General features: G+C 37.7%; 15 protein-coding genes, 1 tRNA gene and 1 pseudogene. 2 read left to right on the forward strand and 15 right to left on the reverse strand.

Translation table 11 applies throughout. From position 1 onward, the window contains the following. Positions 1-54 precede the first annotated feature (54 nt). Positions 55-138: transfer RNA gene (locus tag H5084_RS17090), tRNA-Tyr, on the reverse strand. Between the two features lie 125 nt (positions 139-263). Between H5084_RS17090 and H5084_RS17095 the strand changes: the two genes are divergently transcribed. After that, on the forward strand, positions 264-845 hold the full coding sequence (locus H5084_RS17095; RefSeq protein ID WP_051369219.1) for a VC2046/SO_2500 family protein: 582 nt from the start codon (positions 264-266) through the stop codon (positions 843-845). A gap of 291 nt (positions 846-1,136) precedes the next feature. Further along, complete coding sequence (locus H5084_RS17100) at positions 1,137-1,736, forward strand: DUF3332 family protein (protein ID WP_245600444.1); 600 nt, start codon at positions 1,137-1,139, stop codon at positions 1,734-1,736. Between the two features lie 135 nt (positions 1,737-1,871). Here the strand turns inward: H5084_RS17100 and purU are convergent, their stop codons facing one another. From purU to H5084_RS17170, 14 genes and pseudogenes are all read right to left on the reverse strand, one after another. Continuing rightward, a complete protein-coding gene (purU, locus tag H5084_RS17105; RefSeq protein WP_028869714.1) occupies positions 1,872-2,711 on the reverse strand; it encodes a formyltetrahydrofolate deformylase in 840 nt (279 codons plus the stop codon). A gap of 28 nt (positions 2,712-2,739) precedes the next feature. Then, positions 2,740-3,204, reverse strand: coding sequence for a YchJ family protein (locus H5084_RS17110; protein WP_028869715.1), 465 nt, complete (start codon positions 3,202-3,204; stop codon positions 2,740-2,742). Positions 3,205-3,301: 97 nt separating this feature from the next. Further along, a complete protein-coding gene (asnB, locus tag H5084_RS17115; RefSeq protein WP_028869716.1) occupies positions 3,302-4,972 on the reverse strand; it encodes an asparagine synthase B in 1,671 nt (556 codons plus the stop codon). Positions 4,973-5,179: 207 nt separating this feature from the next. Then, positions 5,180-6,796 (reverse strand): cation:proton antiporter family protein, encoded by a 1,617-nt coding sequence (locus tag H5084_RS17120; RefSeq protein ID WP_182691800.1) that lies wholly within the window; start codon positions 6,794-6,796, stop codon positions 5,180-5,182. A 341-nt stretch (positions 6,797-7,137) separates the two neighbouring features. After that, positions 7,138-8,868 (reverse strand): tetratricopeptide repeat protein, encoded by a 1,731-nt coding sequence (locus tag H5084_RS17125; protein ID WP_182691802.1) that lies wholly within the window; start codon positions 8,866-8,868, stop codon positions 7,138-7,140. Positions 8,869-9,194: 326 nt separating this feature from the next. Further along, positions 9,195-9,446: a class I ribonucleotide reductase maintenance protein YfaE gene (yfaE, locus tag H5084_RS17130; RefSeq protein ID WP_084296313.1), complete on the reverse strand. Its 252-nt coding sequence runs from the start codon at positions 9,444-9,446 to the stop codon at positions 9,195-9,197. A 13-nt stretch (positions 9,447-9,459) separates the two neighbouring features. Then, the gene (nrdB, locus tag H5084_RS17135) at positions 9,460-10,605 is read right to left on the reverse strand and encodes a class Ia ribonucleoside-diphosphate reductase subunit beta (protein WP_037072009.1); all 1,146 of its coding nucleotides are present in this window, start codon (positions 10,603-10,605) and stop codon (positions 9,460-9,462) included. A gap of 134 nt (positions 10,606-10,739) precedes the next feature. Then, complete coding sequence (locus H5084_RS17140; RefSeq protein ID WP_182691828.1) at positions 10,740-11,546, reverse strand: sterol desaturase family protein; 807 nt, start codon at positions 11,544-11,546, stop codon at positions 10,740-10,742. A gap of 179 nt (positions 11,547-11,725) precedes the next feature. After that, positions 11,726-12,373, reverse strand: a pseudogene (locus tag H5084_RS17145) (CDP-alcohol phosphatidyltransferase family protein); the annotation flags it as partial. A gap of 21 nt (positions 12,374-12,394) precedes the next feature. Beyond that, entirely contained in the window at positions 12,395-13,072 is a 678-nt protein-coding gene (locus H5084_RS17150) for an ATP-binding cassette domain-containing protein (protein ID WP_182691806.1), read from the reverse strand. A gap of 8 nt (positions 13,073-13,080) precedes the next feature. Next, a complete protein-coding gene (locus tag H5084_RS17155; RefSeq protein ID WP_182691808.1) occupies positions 13,081-14,787 on the reverse strand; it encodes an ABC transporter permease in 1,707 nt (568 codons plus the stop codon). Next, positions 14,787-16,070: an ABC transporter substrate-binding protein gene (locus tag H5084_RS17160; protein WP_182691810.1), complete on the reverse strand. Its 1,284-nt coding sequence runs from the start codon at positions 16,068-16,070 to the stop codon at positions 14,787-14,789. Before H5084_RS17160 ends, H5084_RS17155 begins: the two co-directional genes overlap by 1 nt. Continuing rightward, positions 16,057-16,908: a DUF547 domain-containing protein gene (locus tag H5084_RS17165; protein WP_182691812.1), complete on the reverse strand. Its 852-nt coding sequence runs from the start codon at positions 16,906-16,908 to the stop codon at positions 16,057-16,059. The genes H5084_RS17160 and H5084_RS17165 overlap by 14 nt, the downstream gene beginning before the upstream one ends. After that, complete coding sequence (locus H5084_RS17170) at positions 16,908-19,061, reverse strand: FAD-dependent oxidoreductase (RefSeq protein WP_182691814.1); 2,154 nt, start codon at positions 19,059-19,061, stop codon at positions 16,908-16,910. The genes H5084_RS17165 and H5084_RS17170 overlap by 1 nt, the downstream gene beginning before the upstream one ends. Positions 19,062-19,442 lie beyond the last annotated feature (381 nt).

The following is a 19,442-nucleotide window of genomic DNA, read 5'->3' on the forward strand; positions in this document are numbered from 1 at the left end:
TAAGAAAAATAAGAAAGTGTTATATATTTGCAATGTATTGCATGAGGAGTGAAATGGTGGAGGGAGGTGGATTCGAACCACCGAAGCTTTCGCGACAGATTTACAATCTGTTCCCTTTGGCCACTCGGGAACCCCTCCGTTATTTCGAGTGAGATAATATCAGAAAAATTTCGCTTGTGAAGAAGAAACTTTAAAAAAACATTAAATAAAATCAATTTGTTGCCGATAAAGAGAATACTTCAACAAGGAATCTTTCTTTTAGTATGAATATTGAGCAACTTAATCAACAGATAGTAATCAACGAGTGGCAATTAGGTCAGCAGCTTAATACTGCTGTGCATAATGGTACTCGTGAAAAATTTAATTTGTTATTAAGTTTGTTATCAGATGATGCGCGTGATTTTGCGCAATTCTCTGGGCGAGTTGAGCAAACCGAAGTAGAAAAGAAGGTTGATCTACGCGCTTATTTTGATTTACCAAACGCGCAACCGCTAGTTAATACTGGGCCAAGTGCGAATATTTTAGCCGAGTTGAACAATGATTTACATAATAATAAGCTCACTGATATTCGTTTGAAACAGCTGCTGGCTAATGAAGCATTATTATCAAAGCAAGTAAGCGGCGAGTTCCCAGATGATATTTTAGACAACTTACCTCTTTTGAAAAAACAACGCGTGAATGCAGCTTATCAATCAACACTCTTAGGCTCTGAAAGTGATAAAGAGGCGAACGCCTTCACTACAGCAGGTGTGACATCTTCTCCTAACGGCATGAATGTGAGTTTGCTAGATGAATATAAAAACTTAGACTTAGAAAGTAAACCGTTACGCGTACATTATTCCTAAGCTGTGTTTAGGTTTAAGCTCACTAAATATCAAACTACAGACATCATTAAGTACTTTACTGTTTAAATAGCTCCATTTTTGTCCATGACCCTCTCAATAATGTTACTTACTACCTTCTTATTATTTGAATATTTGAATATTTGAATATTTTATTAGTCAAAGATAAAATCTGCCGACTCTGAACTTGATGTTCAATACGCGGTCATAATTTCAAGTTTTCATTTTAAAGTATAATTAATACCTTAAAATGTCTTATTAATTATAATGTTATAAATCAGGGTAAACGTGTTTATGGGAAGTAAAGTAGCTAAATTCGCAACTAAAAGAGCCACTAAAACTACGGCGATGATAGTGATTGTTGGTTCTCTAACCACCTCATTGTCGGCCTGTGTGGGCAGCAATGCGGTGACTGACAAGGTGATGCAGTTCAACTTGGAAGTGGTAGATAACCGCTACGGTCGTGGTGGTATTAATATTCTATTGATTCCTGTGTATGCATTAACACTGGCTGTTGATGTCGTTATTTTTAATGCACTTGAGTTTTGGACGGGTGAAAATCCTTTGAATGGCGAACCACATATCTTTGATTCTAAAGTTAAAACTATGTACAAAGTGAATGAGAAAGTGGATCCTGCATTTACTAAACCACCTTTAAAACCATTACAAAAAACACAAGTAGATCATCACTTGACTGAAAAAGCAGTGTATTCGATGCAAGTTAATCCAGTTAATAGCAAAACGATAGATTACAATATTGTTTATACAAATGGGGAAAAAGCGGTATTACGAGGAGAAAAGGTAGGAGAATTAGTGACTTTTTCCTTAAATGGTGAGTTTGTCACAATGGCTTCGCTTGATGAATTAAGCGACTTTATGACACCAAAGTCTTAATATCAATGACGCTAAAGAGTTGATCTCATGCTTAATGGTATTAATATTCAATTTTGTTAAATGACTAATTACAAAAAATAAAACCTTAACAATTGTTAAGGTTTTTTATTATCTAAAGCTATTCTTTAGCTGATATTATCTAAAAACAACAGTGCGGTTAGCATATACAAAGACTTTATCGTCTAACACTCGTTGTAATGCGCGGCTTAATACTGATTTCTCTACATCTCTACCTGCTTTTGCTAATGCTTCGGCATTATAAGCATGGTCAATATGTGCCACATCTTGAGTAATAATTGGACCTTCATCTAGGTCATTATTCACAAAATGCGCCGTTGCACCAATGATTTTAACACCACGGTCGAACGCTTGCTGATAAGGTTTTGCACCAATAAAAGCTGGTAAGAAAGAGTGGTGTATATTAATTAATTTATTGGCATAGGCTTCAACAAAATTAGGCGTTAAAATACGCATATATTTAGCTAAAATCACATAATCCGGTGTGTACGGTGCAATCGTTTCCAATACCTTTTGTTCGTGCTCCTCACGTGTAAGGCCTTCATGGCTTACTGTGTGGTAAGGAATGTCAAATTTAGTCACTAAATCTTCTAAGATATCATAATTACCAATTACCGCAGCAATCTCTACATCAATACCACCATAGGTACTTTTCATTAAAATATCACCAATACAATGCGCTTCCTTGGTGACTAAAATAACAATGCGTTTACGGTGGCTTGCACTGATCAAAGAGCGTGTAGAACCTTTTGGCAAATTCAAATCTAAATCCGCTAATAGCGTATGGTCGTTAAAAATACCTTCAATCTCTGTACGCATAAAAAAACGATTATATTGATGGTCAACAAATTCATCATTCTTAACGACATTTAATTGGTGTTTTTGACAGATATTAGTAATTTGTGCGATTAACCCTTTTGAGTCGGGGCAATTTGTTAGTAATGTTTTCTTTTCCATTATTTTCTCGATTGGTTCAATTTTGCTATTAAGCACAGCACTTTTTATATTTTTTGCCACTACCGCAAGGGCATGTGTCGTTGCGCCGTATCTTACCTGATTTTTCACTAGGATAAAAAGTTCCGTCGCAATAAAGCCATTGTTGATGATCTTTCACAAAGTTAGAAAGTTCGTGATGGCAATTTAATTGCCCTTGAGCGACATACCAAGCTTTAAATTCTACGGTCCCCGTATCTGCAAGCATTGTTGTATTGATAATATCGAGGCGTTTCCAATCTAATGATTTTTCAGATAATTTTTCCACGGTTAAATCACCTCGATAATCAGGGTGATAGGTCGAGAATAAGTATTCGCCAAGTTGTAAACAGAATGCGCTAAAACGAGATCGCATTAATTGTTCACAGGTAGCAGGCTTTTGTTGTAGGTCATGAAAGGGTTGACAACAGTCTTGATAGATTTTTCCGCTGCAACAAACACAAAGTGTATTTTTCATATTCTCGCTTTCCTATATAAAGTCCATAAAAATCAATAAAAAAAGCTCATAAAAAAAGCGCTCATTGAGCGCTTTATTGTACAGTCAATAATAATACTTATTTTTGTGCGTAAGCGTCATTATGAATGCCTGCAGCACGACCCGAAGGATCGGCATTATTTTGGAAACTTGCGTCCCACGCTAATGCTTCAACAGTTGAACAAGCAACAGATTTACCATGAGGAACACATTCTGCCGCACTGTCTAGTGGGAAATGGCCTTCAAAAATACTACGGTAGAAGTAAGCTTCTTTAGTATCTGGTGTATTAATTGGGAATTTGAACTCTGCAGCAGCAAGCTGTTGATCTGTTACTAGGGTCGCAACATGCTCTTTTAGTGTATCAATCCAGTTGTAACCAACGCCGTCAGAGAACTGTTCTTTTTGACGCCATAATACTTCAGGTAATAACTGACCATCAAACGCTTCGCGTAGGATATTTTTCTCGATTTTACCATCTTTGATCATTTTAAGTTCTGGGTTAGTGCGCATTGCTACGTCTAAGAACTCTTTATCTAAGAAAGGTACACGCGCTTCAACACCCCAAGCTGCCATTGATTTATTAGCACGCAAACAGTCAAACATATGAAGTTTGCTTAGTTTACGGTTTAACTCTTCATGGAACTCTTTTGCGTTTGGTGCTTTATGGAAGTATAAGTAACCGCCAAATATTTCATCAGCACCTTCACCAGAAAGTACCATTTTGATACCCATTGCTTTAATCTTACGTGCCATTAAGTACATTGGCGTTGATGCACGGATAGTCGTTACGTCGTAAGTTTCTAAGTGATAGATAACTTCTTTAAGTGCATCAATACCATTTTGTACGGTAAAGATAATAGGGTGGTGAATAGTACCTAATTCATCAGCAACTTTTTGAGCCGCTGCTAAATCTGGTGAACCTTCAAGACCTACAGAGAACGAGTGAAGTTGTGGCCACCAAGCGCCAGTCTCATCATTGTCTTCGATACGCTGTTTAGCAAATTTTTGCGTGATTGCAGAAATAACAGATGAATCTAAACCACCAGATAATAAAACACCGTAGGGTACATCACACATCAATTGACGTTTTACAGAGTCTTCTAGTGCTTTACCGATTTCAGCAGCGCTGCCGCCGTTATCTTTAACTGCATCATATTCCATCCAATCACGAACGTAATATTTAGTTAATTCACCGATTTCGCTGTCTAAGTAATGCCCTGGTGGGAACTCAGATACTTTTGAACAAATTGGTGTTAACGCTTTCATTTCAGATGCAACATAGTAGTTACCATGTTCATCCCAACCTTGATACAAAGGAATAATTCCCATGTGGTCACGGCCGATTAAGTATTTATCTTTTTCTTCGTCATATAAACAAAAAGCAAAGATACCGTTTAGATCATCTAAAAACGCATTACCTTTCTCTTCGTATAAACCAAGAATGATTTCACAGTCTGATTTAGTTTTAAATTGGTAACCACAAGTTAATTCAGCTTCTAATTCTTTGTGATTGTAGATTTCACCATTTACCGCAAGTATGTGTGTATTATTTTGATTGTATAAAGGCTGTGCACCATTATCCACGTCAACGATAGAAAGACGTTCATGAACAAGGATCGCTTTATCAGAAGAATAAACACCAGACCAATCTGGGCCACGATGACGAAGCAGTTTTGACATTTCAATTGCTTGTTGGCGCAATGCGATAGGATCGCTTTTAATGTCGAGCACACCAAAAATAGAACACATAAGGTTACCTTTTTTATTGTAAACGGGTATCAAAGTAGCCCGTTACTTCTTGAATTACTTCTAAGCGTAAGATTATTAACCAATTCGCTTAGTGATCAAACTAGATCAACATATTGAGGTTTATGATTTTTGCAGAATAAACATCAAAAGTCACATGAAATCAGTACAATTTAGTAACAAAAAAAACTGATTCCATAATATTTCCTTCTATAAGTCAAGTTTATAGGGGCTATTCGGTAAAACGTTCTCCAAATCTGACCAAACATGGCGAGCAAAACCTGCTCCGGCTTCTTCGTACATGTTAAAAACTAAGTGCACGCCTAATTCGTTTAATTCAACTTCGTCGGTTTTATAATGAGCTAATGCGGCGACTTTGAAGGTATGCCCGTCAATTTTATTCAATTGTTCGGCGGCATAACGGTTACCATTATGATCGGGCATCGCTAATAAAATTAACTTAACATTCTCAGTGAGTTGTAATTTGCTCCAAAAATCTGAATCCAAAGCATCGCCGGTGATCACGCGACGACCTGCTTCGCGATGTTGCAAGGTGGTATGATGGTTGTAATCAATACCCATTACTTTTTCACCGTAAGTATCTTTGAGCGCATCGTATGCACCCACCCCAATTCGGCCCATACCCATTACTAAGATTTGAGCATCACCAACACGAACTGGTCGGTCATCTTGATGTAAGCGAGTTGATTGGTAACGTTTTAAGGCTAAGCTATAGCGCATATAAATAGTGTCAGCATATTTATTCAATAAAGCAGAAATGATAAAACTCAGGGAGACGGCAATGGCAATAATAATTAACCAGTCCTGACTTAACCAACCTTTATGAGTTGCTAATGACGCGACAATTAAGCCAAACTCACTGTAGTTGGCCAAACTGAAAGCGGCAAATAATGAGGTACGTGAACGTAGTTTAAATTTACTTAAAGTTAAGAAGTAAAAGATGATTTTACCGGCTAATAAGAGGGATAAAATGCCAGCCACCATAAGGTGGTCAACATTAGGTAAACCAGATAACCCTATATTTAAAAAGAAACACACTAAAAACAGCTCTTTTAAATTAAACAATGATCTCGCCATCTCTTTAGCACTAGGGTGTCCTGCTAGCAGCATACCTGCAATTAAAGCACCTAAGTCCGCTTTCATGCCGACACTTTCAAATAACCCAGCACCGACCACTAACGCTAAAAAGAAACCATATAAGATCAACAATTCGCCATGTCCAGCTTTGTCTAATAGTTTATATAAAATAGGTCTAATTAAAGGTAAAGCCAATAACCCTAGTGCCCATAGAGAGGGGATTTTACCGACTGATATAGTTAAAAATAGCACTGCAAAAATATCCTGCATGATCAGTATACCAATGGCGATACGACCATAAAGCGAGTTACTTTCACTCTTTTCTTCTAATATTTTCACCGCAAATACGGTACTGGAAAAGCTTAATGCAAAGGCAATTAGGACAATGCCTGCAATATCTAACTCAGAAAAAAGTGAGATACCAATTTGTTTGATTGCAAATAGCAATAAGGTATAAAAAACAATGCTGGAAACAAGGTGGATAGTCGTTCCTGCCCATACTTCGGATTTAAATAAAGTGCGAATATTGAGTTTTAAGCCAATAGAAAAAAGCAACAAGGTTACCCCTAACTCAGCAAACGTTACTAAAGCATCGGTGGACTCAAAACCAACAAAGTTAAGGCTAAAACCGGCTAATAAAAAACCAACCATAGGCGGTAGTCCGGTTAAGTTAATTAACATTCCAAAGCTAAAGGCAACGCTTATAAAGAGTAATATTGTGCTATCCATGAGTTCTCTTATTGTAAATGGGTGATTTTTTATCTGAATTTAAGTTTTTAAATCATTTTCAGTCTTGTGATTCAACTTCTTTAATATTTTAAATATTGTTTTGTCGAAATATGTATCGAAATAGTTGTGTCTAAATTTTAGTGTCACAATTATTGTATTTGTATCTTTTCATAAGCGTGAAGAAAAAGGCATTACTTTATTTAAATAAATTTAAGGCCTTATCACGACCGAGTTGATGAGATTGGTGTCGCTAAGACAAAGACTCATTGTTTAAGAGGCCTGAACTTTTTAACTACAAATTAGAGTTAAAACGGTATTTAAAACGATACTTAGAACGATATTTAAAACAATGTTATTGGAGCCGATGCTGTTGATTCGGCTTGTTGTTCTGATTCAGGCCTGAATGCATGTTCCATTGATTGTTGCTGTTGTGCTTTTTGTAATTGTAGGTTTTGTGGCTGAATGTATTCAACAAAAGTAGTGGTATCTGGCCAAAAACGATATATGTTCAGGGTTATGCTATCTTTTAATGTCCATTGATAACTTGTTTCGCCTTGAAGTGCTTCGCCAATAGATAGGTGAGGTTCTCCATAACGTTCAGTTAATTGTTGTTTTATTTTACCAATTAATGCTGGATTATTGCGACCAACAAAAGTATAGGTGGCTTTTACGAATTGATTTTCTCGCGTGTAGTCAATGGTCAACTCACTAGAGCCTTTGATCATGGCTCCGGTGAAATAACGATCTGACCATTGAGTATTATCTTCTGACAACACTTTAATCGATTGCTGCTTTATTTTATCACGTAATAAAGTGCGGTCTGCACAACTGATTAACTCTGAGAATAATAAAGTGGTTGCTGTATCTAAGCATTGTTCATGACTTACGAGTTTTTCTAACTTTGTTTTCGCCCAAGTCTGCGATGCTTTTTTATATAAGGCAATTGCTTCAGCTTTATTAACCTTAGTGAAAATACCATGCTCATAAAAGTAAGCTAATTTCGCATGCGCTAACTTAAAATCTAATGTGGAAGCATATTGATAGTTTTTAAATGCTTTCTGTAAGTTTCTACTTATATCGTTCGGAAAACCTGAAGTACCATATTCATATATTTGTGCCAGTTGATAATAAGCTTGTGCATGGTCACGGCGTGATGCTTGCGTATACCATTCGATAGCTACCTGAATATTTTTAGCCGTGCCTTTACCCATTTGTGATAAGTAACCGAGCCGGTATTGAGCATCGGTATTACCTTGCAATGCAGCTTGACGATACCATACTAAAGCTTGTGAAAAATTAGTGGTAGTACCATCTCCTAGCTCGAGTAATTGACCTAATTTGAAGGCTGAGGGAGCATAACCATTGGTGGCTGATTTTGTATAAAGTTGAATGGCTCTAGGGTAGCTTTGCTTTTCACCCAACCCTTTTTCATAAATCATCGCCAGCTCGTACTGTGCGGCTAAATTATTTTGAGTGGCCGCTTTTTGGTACCAATAAATAGACTTTTTATAATCTTGTTTTATACCTAATTCATTATTTTGAGCAGATTGGTATAACTTACCTAGGCTAATTTGTGCATTCACATGACCTTGTTCAGCGGATTTTTGATACCAATAAATGCTTTGTGTAGTGTTTTGTTTGGTGCCAATACCCTGTAAATAATAATTACCTACCTGGAATTGTGAAATAGGGTCACCCTGATTTGCAGCTAGTAAAAAATAACTTAATGCTTTGCTTGAATCCTGTTCAGTACCGACGCCTTTTGCATACATAGTCGCGGTGACATATTGCGCGGCAGGGTTGCCTTGTTGTGCAGCTTTTTGGTACCAATAAATTGCTTTTTTAAAGTCTTTTGCGACCCCTTGACCACTTTCATACATCCAGCCTACAGTGTACTGAGCGGCAGGATCTCCTTGTGTTGCGAGTGGAAGCCAGATTTGTACTGCTTTTTTATAATTCCCAGACTGTGCTGCTTCATAACCATCGGTGAATTTAGCTTGTGCGAATAGCGTCCCTGAAAAACAGAACAGTAAAATAGATGAAATAAGTAAGTGAGGTACTTTCAGCATCATGCCGATGATAAATTCCATGTATAAAAAATTGATATTATTTGATTATAACACTACCTATTTAGTTAGGCTTAGTTATATTTAATTTAATGAGAGGTAATGTCACTCGTATTTAGTCAAAGTAATTAAAAAAATTGATAAGTGCGTCTCCATTAAACACTTTAAATTTTAACTTATTGATATTTATGGTGTTATTTTTTAATTTTAATGGATAGATTGCTGTTTAATCTTGCTAAAAGAAGATCAAAGTTGGTTTGATTAAAACCAACTTATTTACATTGATTGAATAATGTACTGCATATAAATCAGCCAACAAAATATAGCTGTATTTATTGGCTCTTGATACTGATATTTGTTTCACTTTTGCTACAGCAAAGTAATATTTCGTCATCTTTAAGGTAAGCCAACGGAAAGCTACTGTAGTCTGGTTTTCCTTCAAGTAAAATTGAACGGCAAGCGCCACAGTGTCCATCTCGACAATGAAACTCAACGGACACCGCTTGAGACTCTAAATTCTCAAGCAATGTCTTGTTCGGGTCAAGCGTGTAGGGTTTGCCGTTGTAAGTCAGTGTTGATGACATTTTTTAAACTTGTTTACAGTTCAAACGTACTAAGATCTGCACTATCCACTGAGCTGTTAATTTGTCCTACTAAGTAAGAACTAATCTCTGCTTCCTGTGGGGCAACTTGTACATTGTCACTAACTAACCAATGGTTGATCCAAGGGATCGGGTTACTTTTAACTTCAAAATGTGGTTCATAACCAATCGCTTGCATACGTTGGTTAGCAATGTATTCAACGTATTGACATAAAATTTGTTCATTTAAACCGATCATTGAACCATCTTTAAACAGGTATTGCGCCCATTCTTTTTCTTGTTCCGCTGCTTTCAAGAAAATAGCGCGACCTTCAGCAAAACACTCTAACGCTATCTCTGCCATTTCAGGGTCATCTTTACCATCTGCCCATAGGTTTAATATTTGTTGCGTTGAATTTAAATGTAATGCTTCATCACGTGCAATTAGCTTGATGATTTTAGCGTTACCTTCCAATAAATCACGTTCAGCAAAAGCAAATGAACAAGCAAATGAAACGTAAAAACGGATCGCTTCTAAGGCATTTGTCGAACAGATACATAGATATAATTTTTTCTTAATATCACGTAAAGTTAATGCTTCTGTTTTGCCTTGAATATTAACGTATTTAACTTCAGTTTGCTCAAACCCGTGTAACTGCATGAATTGCACCGCATGGATCAGTTCATCGTAATAAAAAGAGATATCAATGGCACGTTTTTGAATTTCATTGTTATTAACAATATCTTCAAACACTTCATTTGGGTCAGTAAATAAATTACGTAAAATATGCGTGTAACTACGGCTGTGAATAGTTTCAGAAAACGCCCATGTTTCAATCCATGTCTCTAGCTCTGGTAATGAAACGATAGGTAACAATGCAACGTTTGGGCTTCGGCCTTGAATTGAATCTAATAATGTTTGATATTTTAAGTTAGAGATAAAAATATGTTGTTCATGATCCGGCAGATTTAAAAAATCGATACGATCACGACTTACATCAATTTCTTCTGGACGCCAAAAGAAGCTTAATTGCTTTTCGATCAATTTTTCAAATACTTCGAATTTTTGTTGATCGTAACGAGCCACGTTAACAGGGTTACCAAAGAACATAGGCTCTTTCATAGCATCGTTGGAAAGGGTAGAGAAAGTGGTGTAAGCCATGAGATGCTCCAGAATAATATAATATAAAATTGCAGTATATTAAGATATTCAATGCGTCATGTCCACGTATCCAGTTTGTTAATTAGTACCTGCAGAAAAGTATTTTTTGTCAAACAAAAGCTGGTGCAATTATTTTATTTTCTTTTAAAGGGCATCATCAATAATCCCCACAAATTGGCATTGTCTTTTGCATCAGGGTATTCGGCTAATCCAATATCAATTTTTGAGTCTGGCTTAGTTGCACTCGCCGCATAACTTCCAAATAGTCTATCCCACCAGATAACACTAAAACCAAAATTACAGTTACTTTCTTTGTATAATTGACTGTGATGGATACGATGCAATATTTGAGTCATTAAAATTAAACGGGTTACTTTTTCTACTTTTCTTGGCAAACGAATGTTGGCGTGATTAAACAAAGCAAAACCATTCAATAACACCTCAAACAAGATCACCGCAACCGCAGGGACTCCTAATACAAATACCGCAATCCCTTTTATGGCAATGCTTGCTACAATTTCTAATGGATGAAATCGCAATCCGGTGCTGGTATCTACGTGCGCGTCAGCATGATGTACTTGATGTAGTTTCCACAACAGAGGAACTTTGTGAAATAAACGATGTTGCCAGTAAATCAACATATCTAATAATAAAAGACTCAGAGCGATATTTAACCAAATCGGTAGTTGTAACAGGTTAAATAGTCCCCATTGCTGGCCTGCGCAATAGAGTGCAAAGCCTGCTAATCCAATCGGTAATATTAATCGAGAAGTGAATCCTGAAATAATGATTAACCCAAAATTACCGAGTAATCGGGTTGATTGGGTCGGGGAGTGTTGTTTATTAGGTAGTTGTCGTGCAGGGAAACAAAGCTCGATCAGCATCATAGTGGCTAGAATGGTAAAAAATATCCCAACACGAATAAATGTATCATCGATTATCATTATTTTTCCTGCTTAACATCTTGCTCATTGGTTGTTTCATTATTGTTCATATTGCTGTTTGAGTCGTTACTTTTATCACTGTTTTTCACATTACTTTTAACATTAGTTTCAATATGGCTTTCAACATTACTTTTAATGTCGCTTCCTGCGTTATTTTTATCATCTGTATTTTCATTATCGTCAGTCGTTTCGTTAGCATCACACTTTTCAGTATGATTCTTTAAAGTACGGTAACCACCGTGGATACGGGTGAAGATAGTAATAGCGCCTAAAAAAGCAAAGCTATAAGCAAGCTCAGGGAAGTAAGCAGGCCACAAACAAAAAGCCACAAAAAAGGCAATGGTTTCTGTGCCCTCGGTTAAACCATTTAAAAAATAAAAGCTCTTATTGGCAAACTGTGGACGTGCTAGGTTTAATTTTTCAGCGGGAATCGCAAAGGCTAAAAAACTTGAACCGGTGCCAATAAATACGGTTAATAATACCGATGCGGCTAAGGCATTCTGAACCGGATCTGCTAAAGCAAACCCTAAGGGAATAGCTGCATAGAATAAAAAATCGACACAAATATCTAAGAAACCACCCGCGCTACTACTACGTTGTTGATAGCGAGCGAGTGCTCCATCTAAACCATCAAAGACACGATTAAGGATGATCATCACTAAAGCCGCTGTCCAAAGTTGTGCCGCTAATAAAGGAACCGCTAATAAACCAATAACAAAACCAACTATAGTGATTTGATCTGCATGCACACCACGCTTATCTAACTGCGTTACTAGCGGCATTAATAGTGGTTTGATATAAGGCGTGACAAATTTATCTAGCATCTCTTTTCCTGTTATTTGGTTCTATGAAGCGACTTCATTTAAAGATAGCGTGTCTAATGTGATCACTTTACCCTGTGCTGCAATTGCGTCGCTTTGGTCATGTGTCACCATCACCGCAGGTAAGCTATAACGCTGTATTTGCTCAAACACTAATTGACGTGTTTCTTGGCGCAATTGGCTATCTAATTTACTAAAAGGTTCATCTAATAAAATTGCTTTGGGTTTGCTTAATAATACACGTAACAAAGCCACCCGCGCTTGTTGACCACCCGATAGATGTTGTGGGCAACGTTTTTCCATTCCAGCAAGACCTACTTGATTTAATGCTTCGCTAATTTCATCTCGACGCGTTTGTTTATCACCTTTCGGCATAGCAAAGGCAATATTGCCAGCTACGGTGAGATGCGGAAACAATAAAGGATCTTGATATAACAAACCAATATGACGAAGGTGGCTTGCGGTATTGGTAATATCTTGACCATTTAAATACAGTTCACCAGTGGCAGTAAAATCACTGGGTAACATACCCACTAACCAATTTAACAAGGTTGATTTACCGCTACCAGAAGGGCCCATAATGGTCAGTACTTCACCACCTTTAACTTCTTCGTTAAGAGATAATAAAGGCGTTCCTTGTTGCTTTAACTGCAAGTGACTAATGTTCAGTGATGGTATTTTCTGAGTCGATGTTGATTTCATTTGATTTCCTAACCTCTCTTACGAAAGAAGAACTTTGGTACAGCCCAAGCTAATATAAAAAATAGTGCAGGTAATAACATCTGCATTAATGCGTAAACCGCACTGGTTCTTCTACTTGCACCATTAGCAAGGGTGACCGCTTCCGTTGTGATGGTATTGATTCGACCTGCACCCGATAACAGAGTAGGTAAATATTGGCTAAAGCTAATCGCTAAACCTAATGCGCTGGCAATTAAAATAGGTGAGATTAATAGCGGCAATTTTAACTGCCAAAATATTTTTGACGGTGGCACGCCAAGGCTTGCTGCTACTGAGCTAAAGCGAGGATCTAAACGACGATAGCTGTTGGCTAGCGATAAAAACACATAGGGTAAAACAAACAATAAATGTGAAAAAACCACATTAACATAAGCATGTTGGCTGTTTACTTGCTCAAATAACCAGACGATGCCAAATAGAAAAGCGATACTTGGAATAAGCAATGGTAAATAAATAATAAAACCACTAATCGCAGAGATGGTTTTGGTATTTTGTTGTTCAGCTTCAAGGACCAACAGTGTTAATGCGATAGCAATTAAAGTGGTGCTGATGGCGATCACCAGTGTGTTAAATAAGGGCGTTTGCATCTGTAATAATGCCGACGTCCAATGCAAGCTAACCAGTTGTTGCGGCAGAATATCAGGGTAAGACCAAAAGCCAGCAAAAGACCATAACACCATTGCAACCAATGCTAAGCCAATAACGGTGAGCATAGCGATTGTTATCATATCTGTTAATCGTTTGATTAACATACCGCCGTATTCCCGTTCGCCATTAATTAAAAATGCTGCGCTGCACTTTTTAACGAATAATTCTAATAACCACCAACTACCTAATAGCGAGAGAGTAATTACAATTTGTAAAATTGCCCCTGATGACGCTTTAATACGTAGGCTTAAATCAACATCATTAAACCACTGCATTATTGCAACGGCTAGGGTTGGAGGAGTGTTTGGTCCTAAAATTAAGGGAATTTCCACACTCGCACTTGAATAAGCTAATACTGCAAGAAGCGGTAAACGCATATAACCGTAAAGACTAGGCAAAATAACTTTAAAAAAGCCGGTCATCGGGCAATAACCTAAACTTGATGCCACTTTATGTTGTGCTCTTAGGGTTTTACCAATTTCAGGTTGTGCTAATACCCCTAGGGCGATTAACAGTAAAAAGGGCAGTTCTTTAAGAGTCAGTCCGAAGATGATACTTAAGCCATAGGGATCATGTGGCAAAAGCCAATCTGGTGGTGTGTCCCAACCTGTTAACCAAGGTGAAACAAGTCGTGATAAAAAGCCAGAAGGTGTAATTAAAAAACCAATTGCTATCGCGGCTGCTGCATGAGGAATAACTAATATTGGGCCTAATAAACGCTGGATCCGTTTTAACCAAGGGCTATTAAAATAACTTGCAAGTATTAAAATGGTGATTATAAAAGCTAATAATGTACTGGCTAAGCTAGTTCCAAAGCTGAGCAATACCATGCGCTCAATGCCTGGCGTTTGAAAAAGTTGAACAAACCCAAACAAACCAAATTCATGCGCCCCAAGCGCGGGAAACCAACCAAAAGCAGGTAACAACACGCCTAATAAACCACCCAAGACAGGTACCACTAACAAGGCAATTAACAGATATGGGCTATTGCGTACTACACGCGTAAACAGGGTATTAGCAACAATCATTATTGTACTCCATAGCGGGTAAGCCACTGTTCTGTAATGACTTGAACCCAGCTAGGGTGTAATTCACCTAACAAACGGGTATTATCTATATTGATGATGTTCGCACTTAAATGTTGTTTTTCAGGAGCAGCAAAGAGCGTTTTTTGTGTCGCAGTTAATTGTGATAAATCGAGCACACTACTATCGCCCCAGACTGCTGTTTTTTGTTTTCTAGATTGTGCTTCTGGGCTTAATAAAAAGTTAGCAACTAATTTAGCGCCCTCAATATGAGGTGAGTTATAAGGTATTGCTACAAAGTGGATATTACTTAAACTACCGTCTTTCATTCTATAGCTGCGCGTACTATCTGGTAAGTCATAGCGAGAAATCGCAGAAGGGATTTCAGCGGCTGAAAAGGTAAATGAGACTTGTAACTCTGTATCACCCATTAGACGACGTAATGCTAGTCCATTGGATACAAAGTGTTTACCTTGACGCCATAAAGTAGGGTGTAATTTATCTAAGAATTGCCATAACGACGGTAATAATTGTGCTTGGCTTTCTACTGTTGCATCTTGGTAGAGCTTTTCCTTAATATTGGCTGGTTGCTGTTCATTTAAAATGATCAGTGCGTACTTTAAGAAGCTCATGCCTAAGAAGTCGGGTGGTTTAGGGTAAGTGAAATGACCTGGGTGATTTTCACTCCAAGTTAATAATTCGGGTAATGTTTGTGGCACATCATTTACTTTTAAACTATCAAAGTAAAAAGTCAGGGCAGCTTGTCCCCATGGTGCTTCCATCCCCTGTGTTGGCACACCAAAATCGCGTGTCATCGCCGGGTTATTAGTGGGGTTCGTTAATTCAAAATTAGGTAACTCTCCAGCCCAGTCTGCTGCGAGTAATTGATATTTGGCCATCGATGCGAAGTTTGCTCCATTGATCCAAACTAAATCAACTTGGCCATTACGATGATTGTCTGCTGCTTTTTCTGCTAAAACACGGCTGACTGCTTCACTGGTATCAGTGAGTTTTACATGGTGTAAATTTATCGCATATTTTTGCTTAACTTGATCAGCAACCCATTGAATATAATTATTAATTTGTTGATCGCCTCCCCACGCATGAAAATATACGTTTTGTTTTGTACCACGTTTTTCAACATTATGCCAAGCACGGGAAGTCGATTTAGCTTCAATACTTGCTTCATTTGCAAATACATTGCTGCTAAGCGGAATAACGCTTAGCAGACAAAGGCTAATGATCAATTGACGGTAATAGTTATTTAAACATTTACTTAGTCGCATTAAGTTTCCAATTGTAATCTAAAAATTTAACATTAAAATCTTGGTTTTTTAATGTTAATGCTTGCTGCACATTCAATGTCAATGCATCTGCATAAAGCCCTATAAAGCTTTGTATTGATTGTGTACCACGAAAGCCTTTCTCAAAGTCTTCACCATACCATTTAAAAATTGATGACATGTAATAAGTATCACCCTTGATATAGTTGCGGCTTGTGTCGGTTAAGAAACGCTCAGTTTGTTGCGTTAATTGCTGTTCAAGCTTATCGGCGGTGTAAGCCTCTTCTCGAAGTGCAGGGCAACCAATACTGGCACAGTTTACGGCAAAATGAATACGCGGATCGTTATAGCGATCACTGCCACGAATAAGACCATGTTCGATATCGTTTAAACTTATTTTTTTACCCAACAGCGGAATAAACTCTTTATCCCACGGAGAGCTAAATAAACTGCCCAAATCTTTGATCGACTCTAGGTCAGGGTATTCAGTTAAAATAAACTCAACAGTCCATGCATTATAAGCATTGATTAAAAAGGCTAATTGCTTTTCTTTCGGCCAAGCATCAAACGTCACACGCGAAGTATTACTTAACTGTTTAAGGTAAGTCTGCAGTGCACTCTCTTGATTTTTGAATCCAGCATAATTGACTGCAGTACTTTGCCCGTTATCAATTGCAGCAACATTTTCCTGAAGTAACTCAGTCCAATCTGCATGTAGATTTTTTGCTTCAGTTTCAGCGTAAACATGACTAATAAGCGAGCTACTTAATATTGCAGCTCCTAAGGTTAAGCGGACCAATGCGCTTACCTTATTGGTTGTATTTACTATAACGGAGGTCATTAACCGCGTCTCCAAGTATGGTATTTTTCTAACCAGTTTAATACGGTTTGTGGTGCGTGATTACGTTTCCATTCCCCAGCTGCATACTTATTACCTTCAGCCCATGTAGGATAACTGTGGATCGTACCTAGAATTTTATTAAGCCCTAAGCCGTGCTTCATGGCTAACACAAATTCTGCGATTAAATCACCTGCATGTTCAGAAACAATCGTCACACCTAAGATTTTGTCTTTGCCCTTAGGCGTAATGACTTTAATGAAACCTTTGGTTGCGCTGTCGGTAATCGCGCGGTCTAACTCTTCAAAGTCAAAGCGTGTTATTTCATAATCAATGCCTTTTTCTTTGGCTTCAGCTTCATTAATACCAACACGAGCAACTTCAGGATCAATAAAGGTTGTCCATGGGATCACTCGGTAATCCACTTTAAATTTCTTCAAGTGTCCGAATAAACCATTTACTGCAGCGTACCAGCCTTGATGCGCTGCAACATGAGTAAATTGATAAGGGCCCACAATGTCGCCTGCAGCAAAGATGTTAGGGTAAAGAGTTTCTAAATACTCGTTAGTTAAGATCGTACGGTTTGTTTCAATACCTAACTCTTCTAAACCATAACCCGTTAAACGTGCACTACGTCCTACAGCACATAATAATTGGTCGTATTCAATCGCAATTTCTTCCTCATTATGTTTAACGATGATGAATTTCTTACCGTCTTGAGTCTCACAACGTAATGCTTGGTGCGATGTTAAGATGTTCACGCCACTTTCTTTTAGCGATTCAGTTGCAAATTCAGACACTTCAAGATCTTCTTTGATCATGATGCGTTCAGCCATTTCAATTTGCGTTACCTTTGAACCAAGACGTGCAAAGCTTTGCGCTAATTCTGAACCGATTGGACCACCACCGAGTACCACTAATTTTTTTGGTGCTTCTTCTAATTTTGCAAACTCATTCCACAGCGTATCACTAGTGACGTAACCTGTTTCTTCAATACCTGGTAGTGGCGGCACAAATGGGCGTGCACCGGTTGCGATAACAATGCTACGCGTTGTTAGTTTCTTTGTTGTTCCATCTTCATAGCTAATTTGTACTGTCCAAGGGTCAAGGATTTTTGCATAACCTTTTTCTACTTCAACCCCTAAGTTAGTGTAACGTTCGACACTATCGTGCGGCGCGACATCGGCAACCACTTGATGAACACGCTCCATTACTTTTTTGAATGAAAATTGTGGGGTTGTATCTTCTAAACCGTAGTGGTGTGCATTACGAATTTGTTCAGCAATCTTTGCACTTTTAATAATGGCTTTACTTGGTACACAGCCATAGTTAAGACAGTCACCACCCATTTCACCGGCTTCAATTAAAGTTACTTTTGCTTTTACAGCAGCAGCGATATAACTGGTAACAAGTCCACCTGCGCCAGCACCAATAACAACCATATTACGGTCGAATTTAGCTGGTTTAGTCCATTTACCATAAACACGGCGTTTTTTGATCATATTGACAATTCCTTTTGCGATAAGTGGAAATAGACCTAACAAAACAAAAGAGATAATTAGGTTAAACGATAAAATATTCGATAGGCTCTCTATTTGAGCAAGTTGAGTACCCGCATTTACGTAGATAAATGTACCGGCTAACATACCTAACTGGCTAACCCAGTAGAATGTCCACGATTTAAGTGCCGTTACACCCATTAATAGGTTGATCAAGAAGAAAGGGAAAATAGGCACAAGGCGCAAAGTAAATAGATAAAAAGCCCCTTCTTTTTTGATCCCTTCATCAATGGCAGCTAGTCGTTCAGGAAAACGATTTTTAAGTGAATCGCGTAATAAATAACGCGACACTAAAAACGAACACAAAGCACCTAAACTAGAAGCAAAAGAAGCAATCACGAAGCCTTCAAATAAACCAAATAAAGCGCCGGCTGCGAGTGTTAAAATAGCCGCCCCAGGTAATGCTAATGCGGTGACTAAAACATACAGAACAAAGAAACCACCAATAACTAAAAGCGGGGATTTTTCTCTCAACTCACTGAATTGATCCATTGATCCTTTCAACCCATCTAAGGTTAAGAGTTGGTGCAAGTTGAAATGAAAAAACAATCCTATTAATACGATTGCTAGTAACAGTAGTACGATCTTCTTTAACATAGTTTATAACCTTTATAGGGATGCGATAGGGCGGTCTTTAGTTGCGTTACAACTATTTAAGCACCCACGTCGAATTTTCATAGCCATTACGTTTATTATTATTTTGAAATCACTGCGTTGTTAGCGCACAGTTTTTTGTCTTGTAATGGATAGCTCAAACATAAAGACCTTAGAATGCTTATTTTAATTTCCTAATAATCTAAAAAAAGTGAAAAAAGTTAATCGAGATGTTTTTTGAACCAAAGTATAGATGAGATAGTTGAAATAAAGCGGTTATTTTATTCTTTACAAGAAAAATGCGGGGTGTGTCTGTAAACACATGCAACATGAATTTTAGGCAAAAAAAAAGAATGTACTCAGTACATTCTTTTTTATAACAAT

The organism is Psychromonas sp. SR45-3 (assembly GCF_014163575.1).
GTDB classification, from domain to species: domain Bacteria; phylum Pseudomonadota; class Gammaproteobacteria; order Enterobacterales; family Psychromonadaceae; genus Psychromonas; species Psychromonas arctica.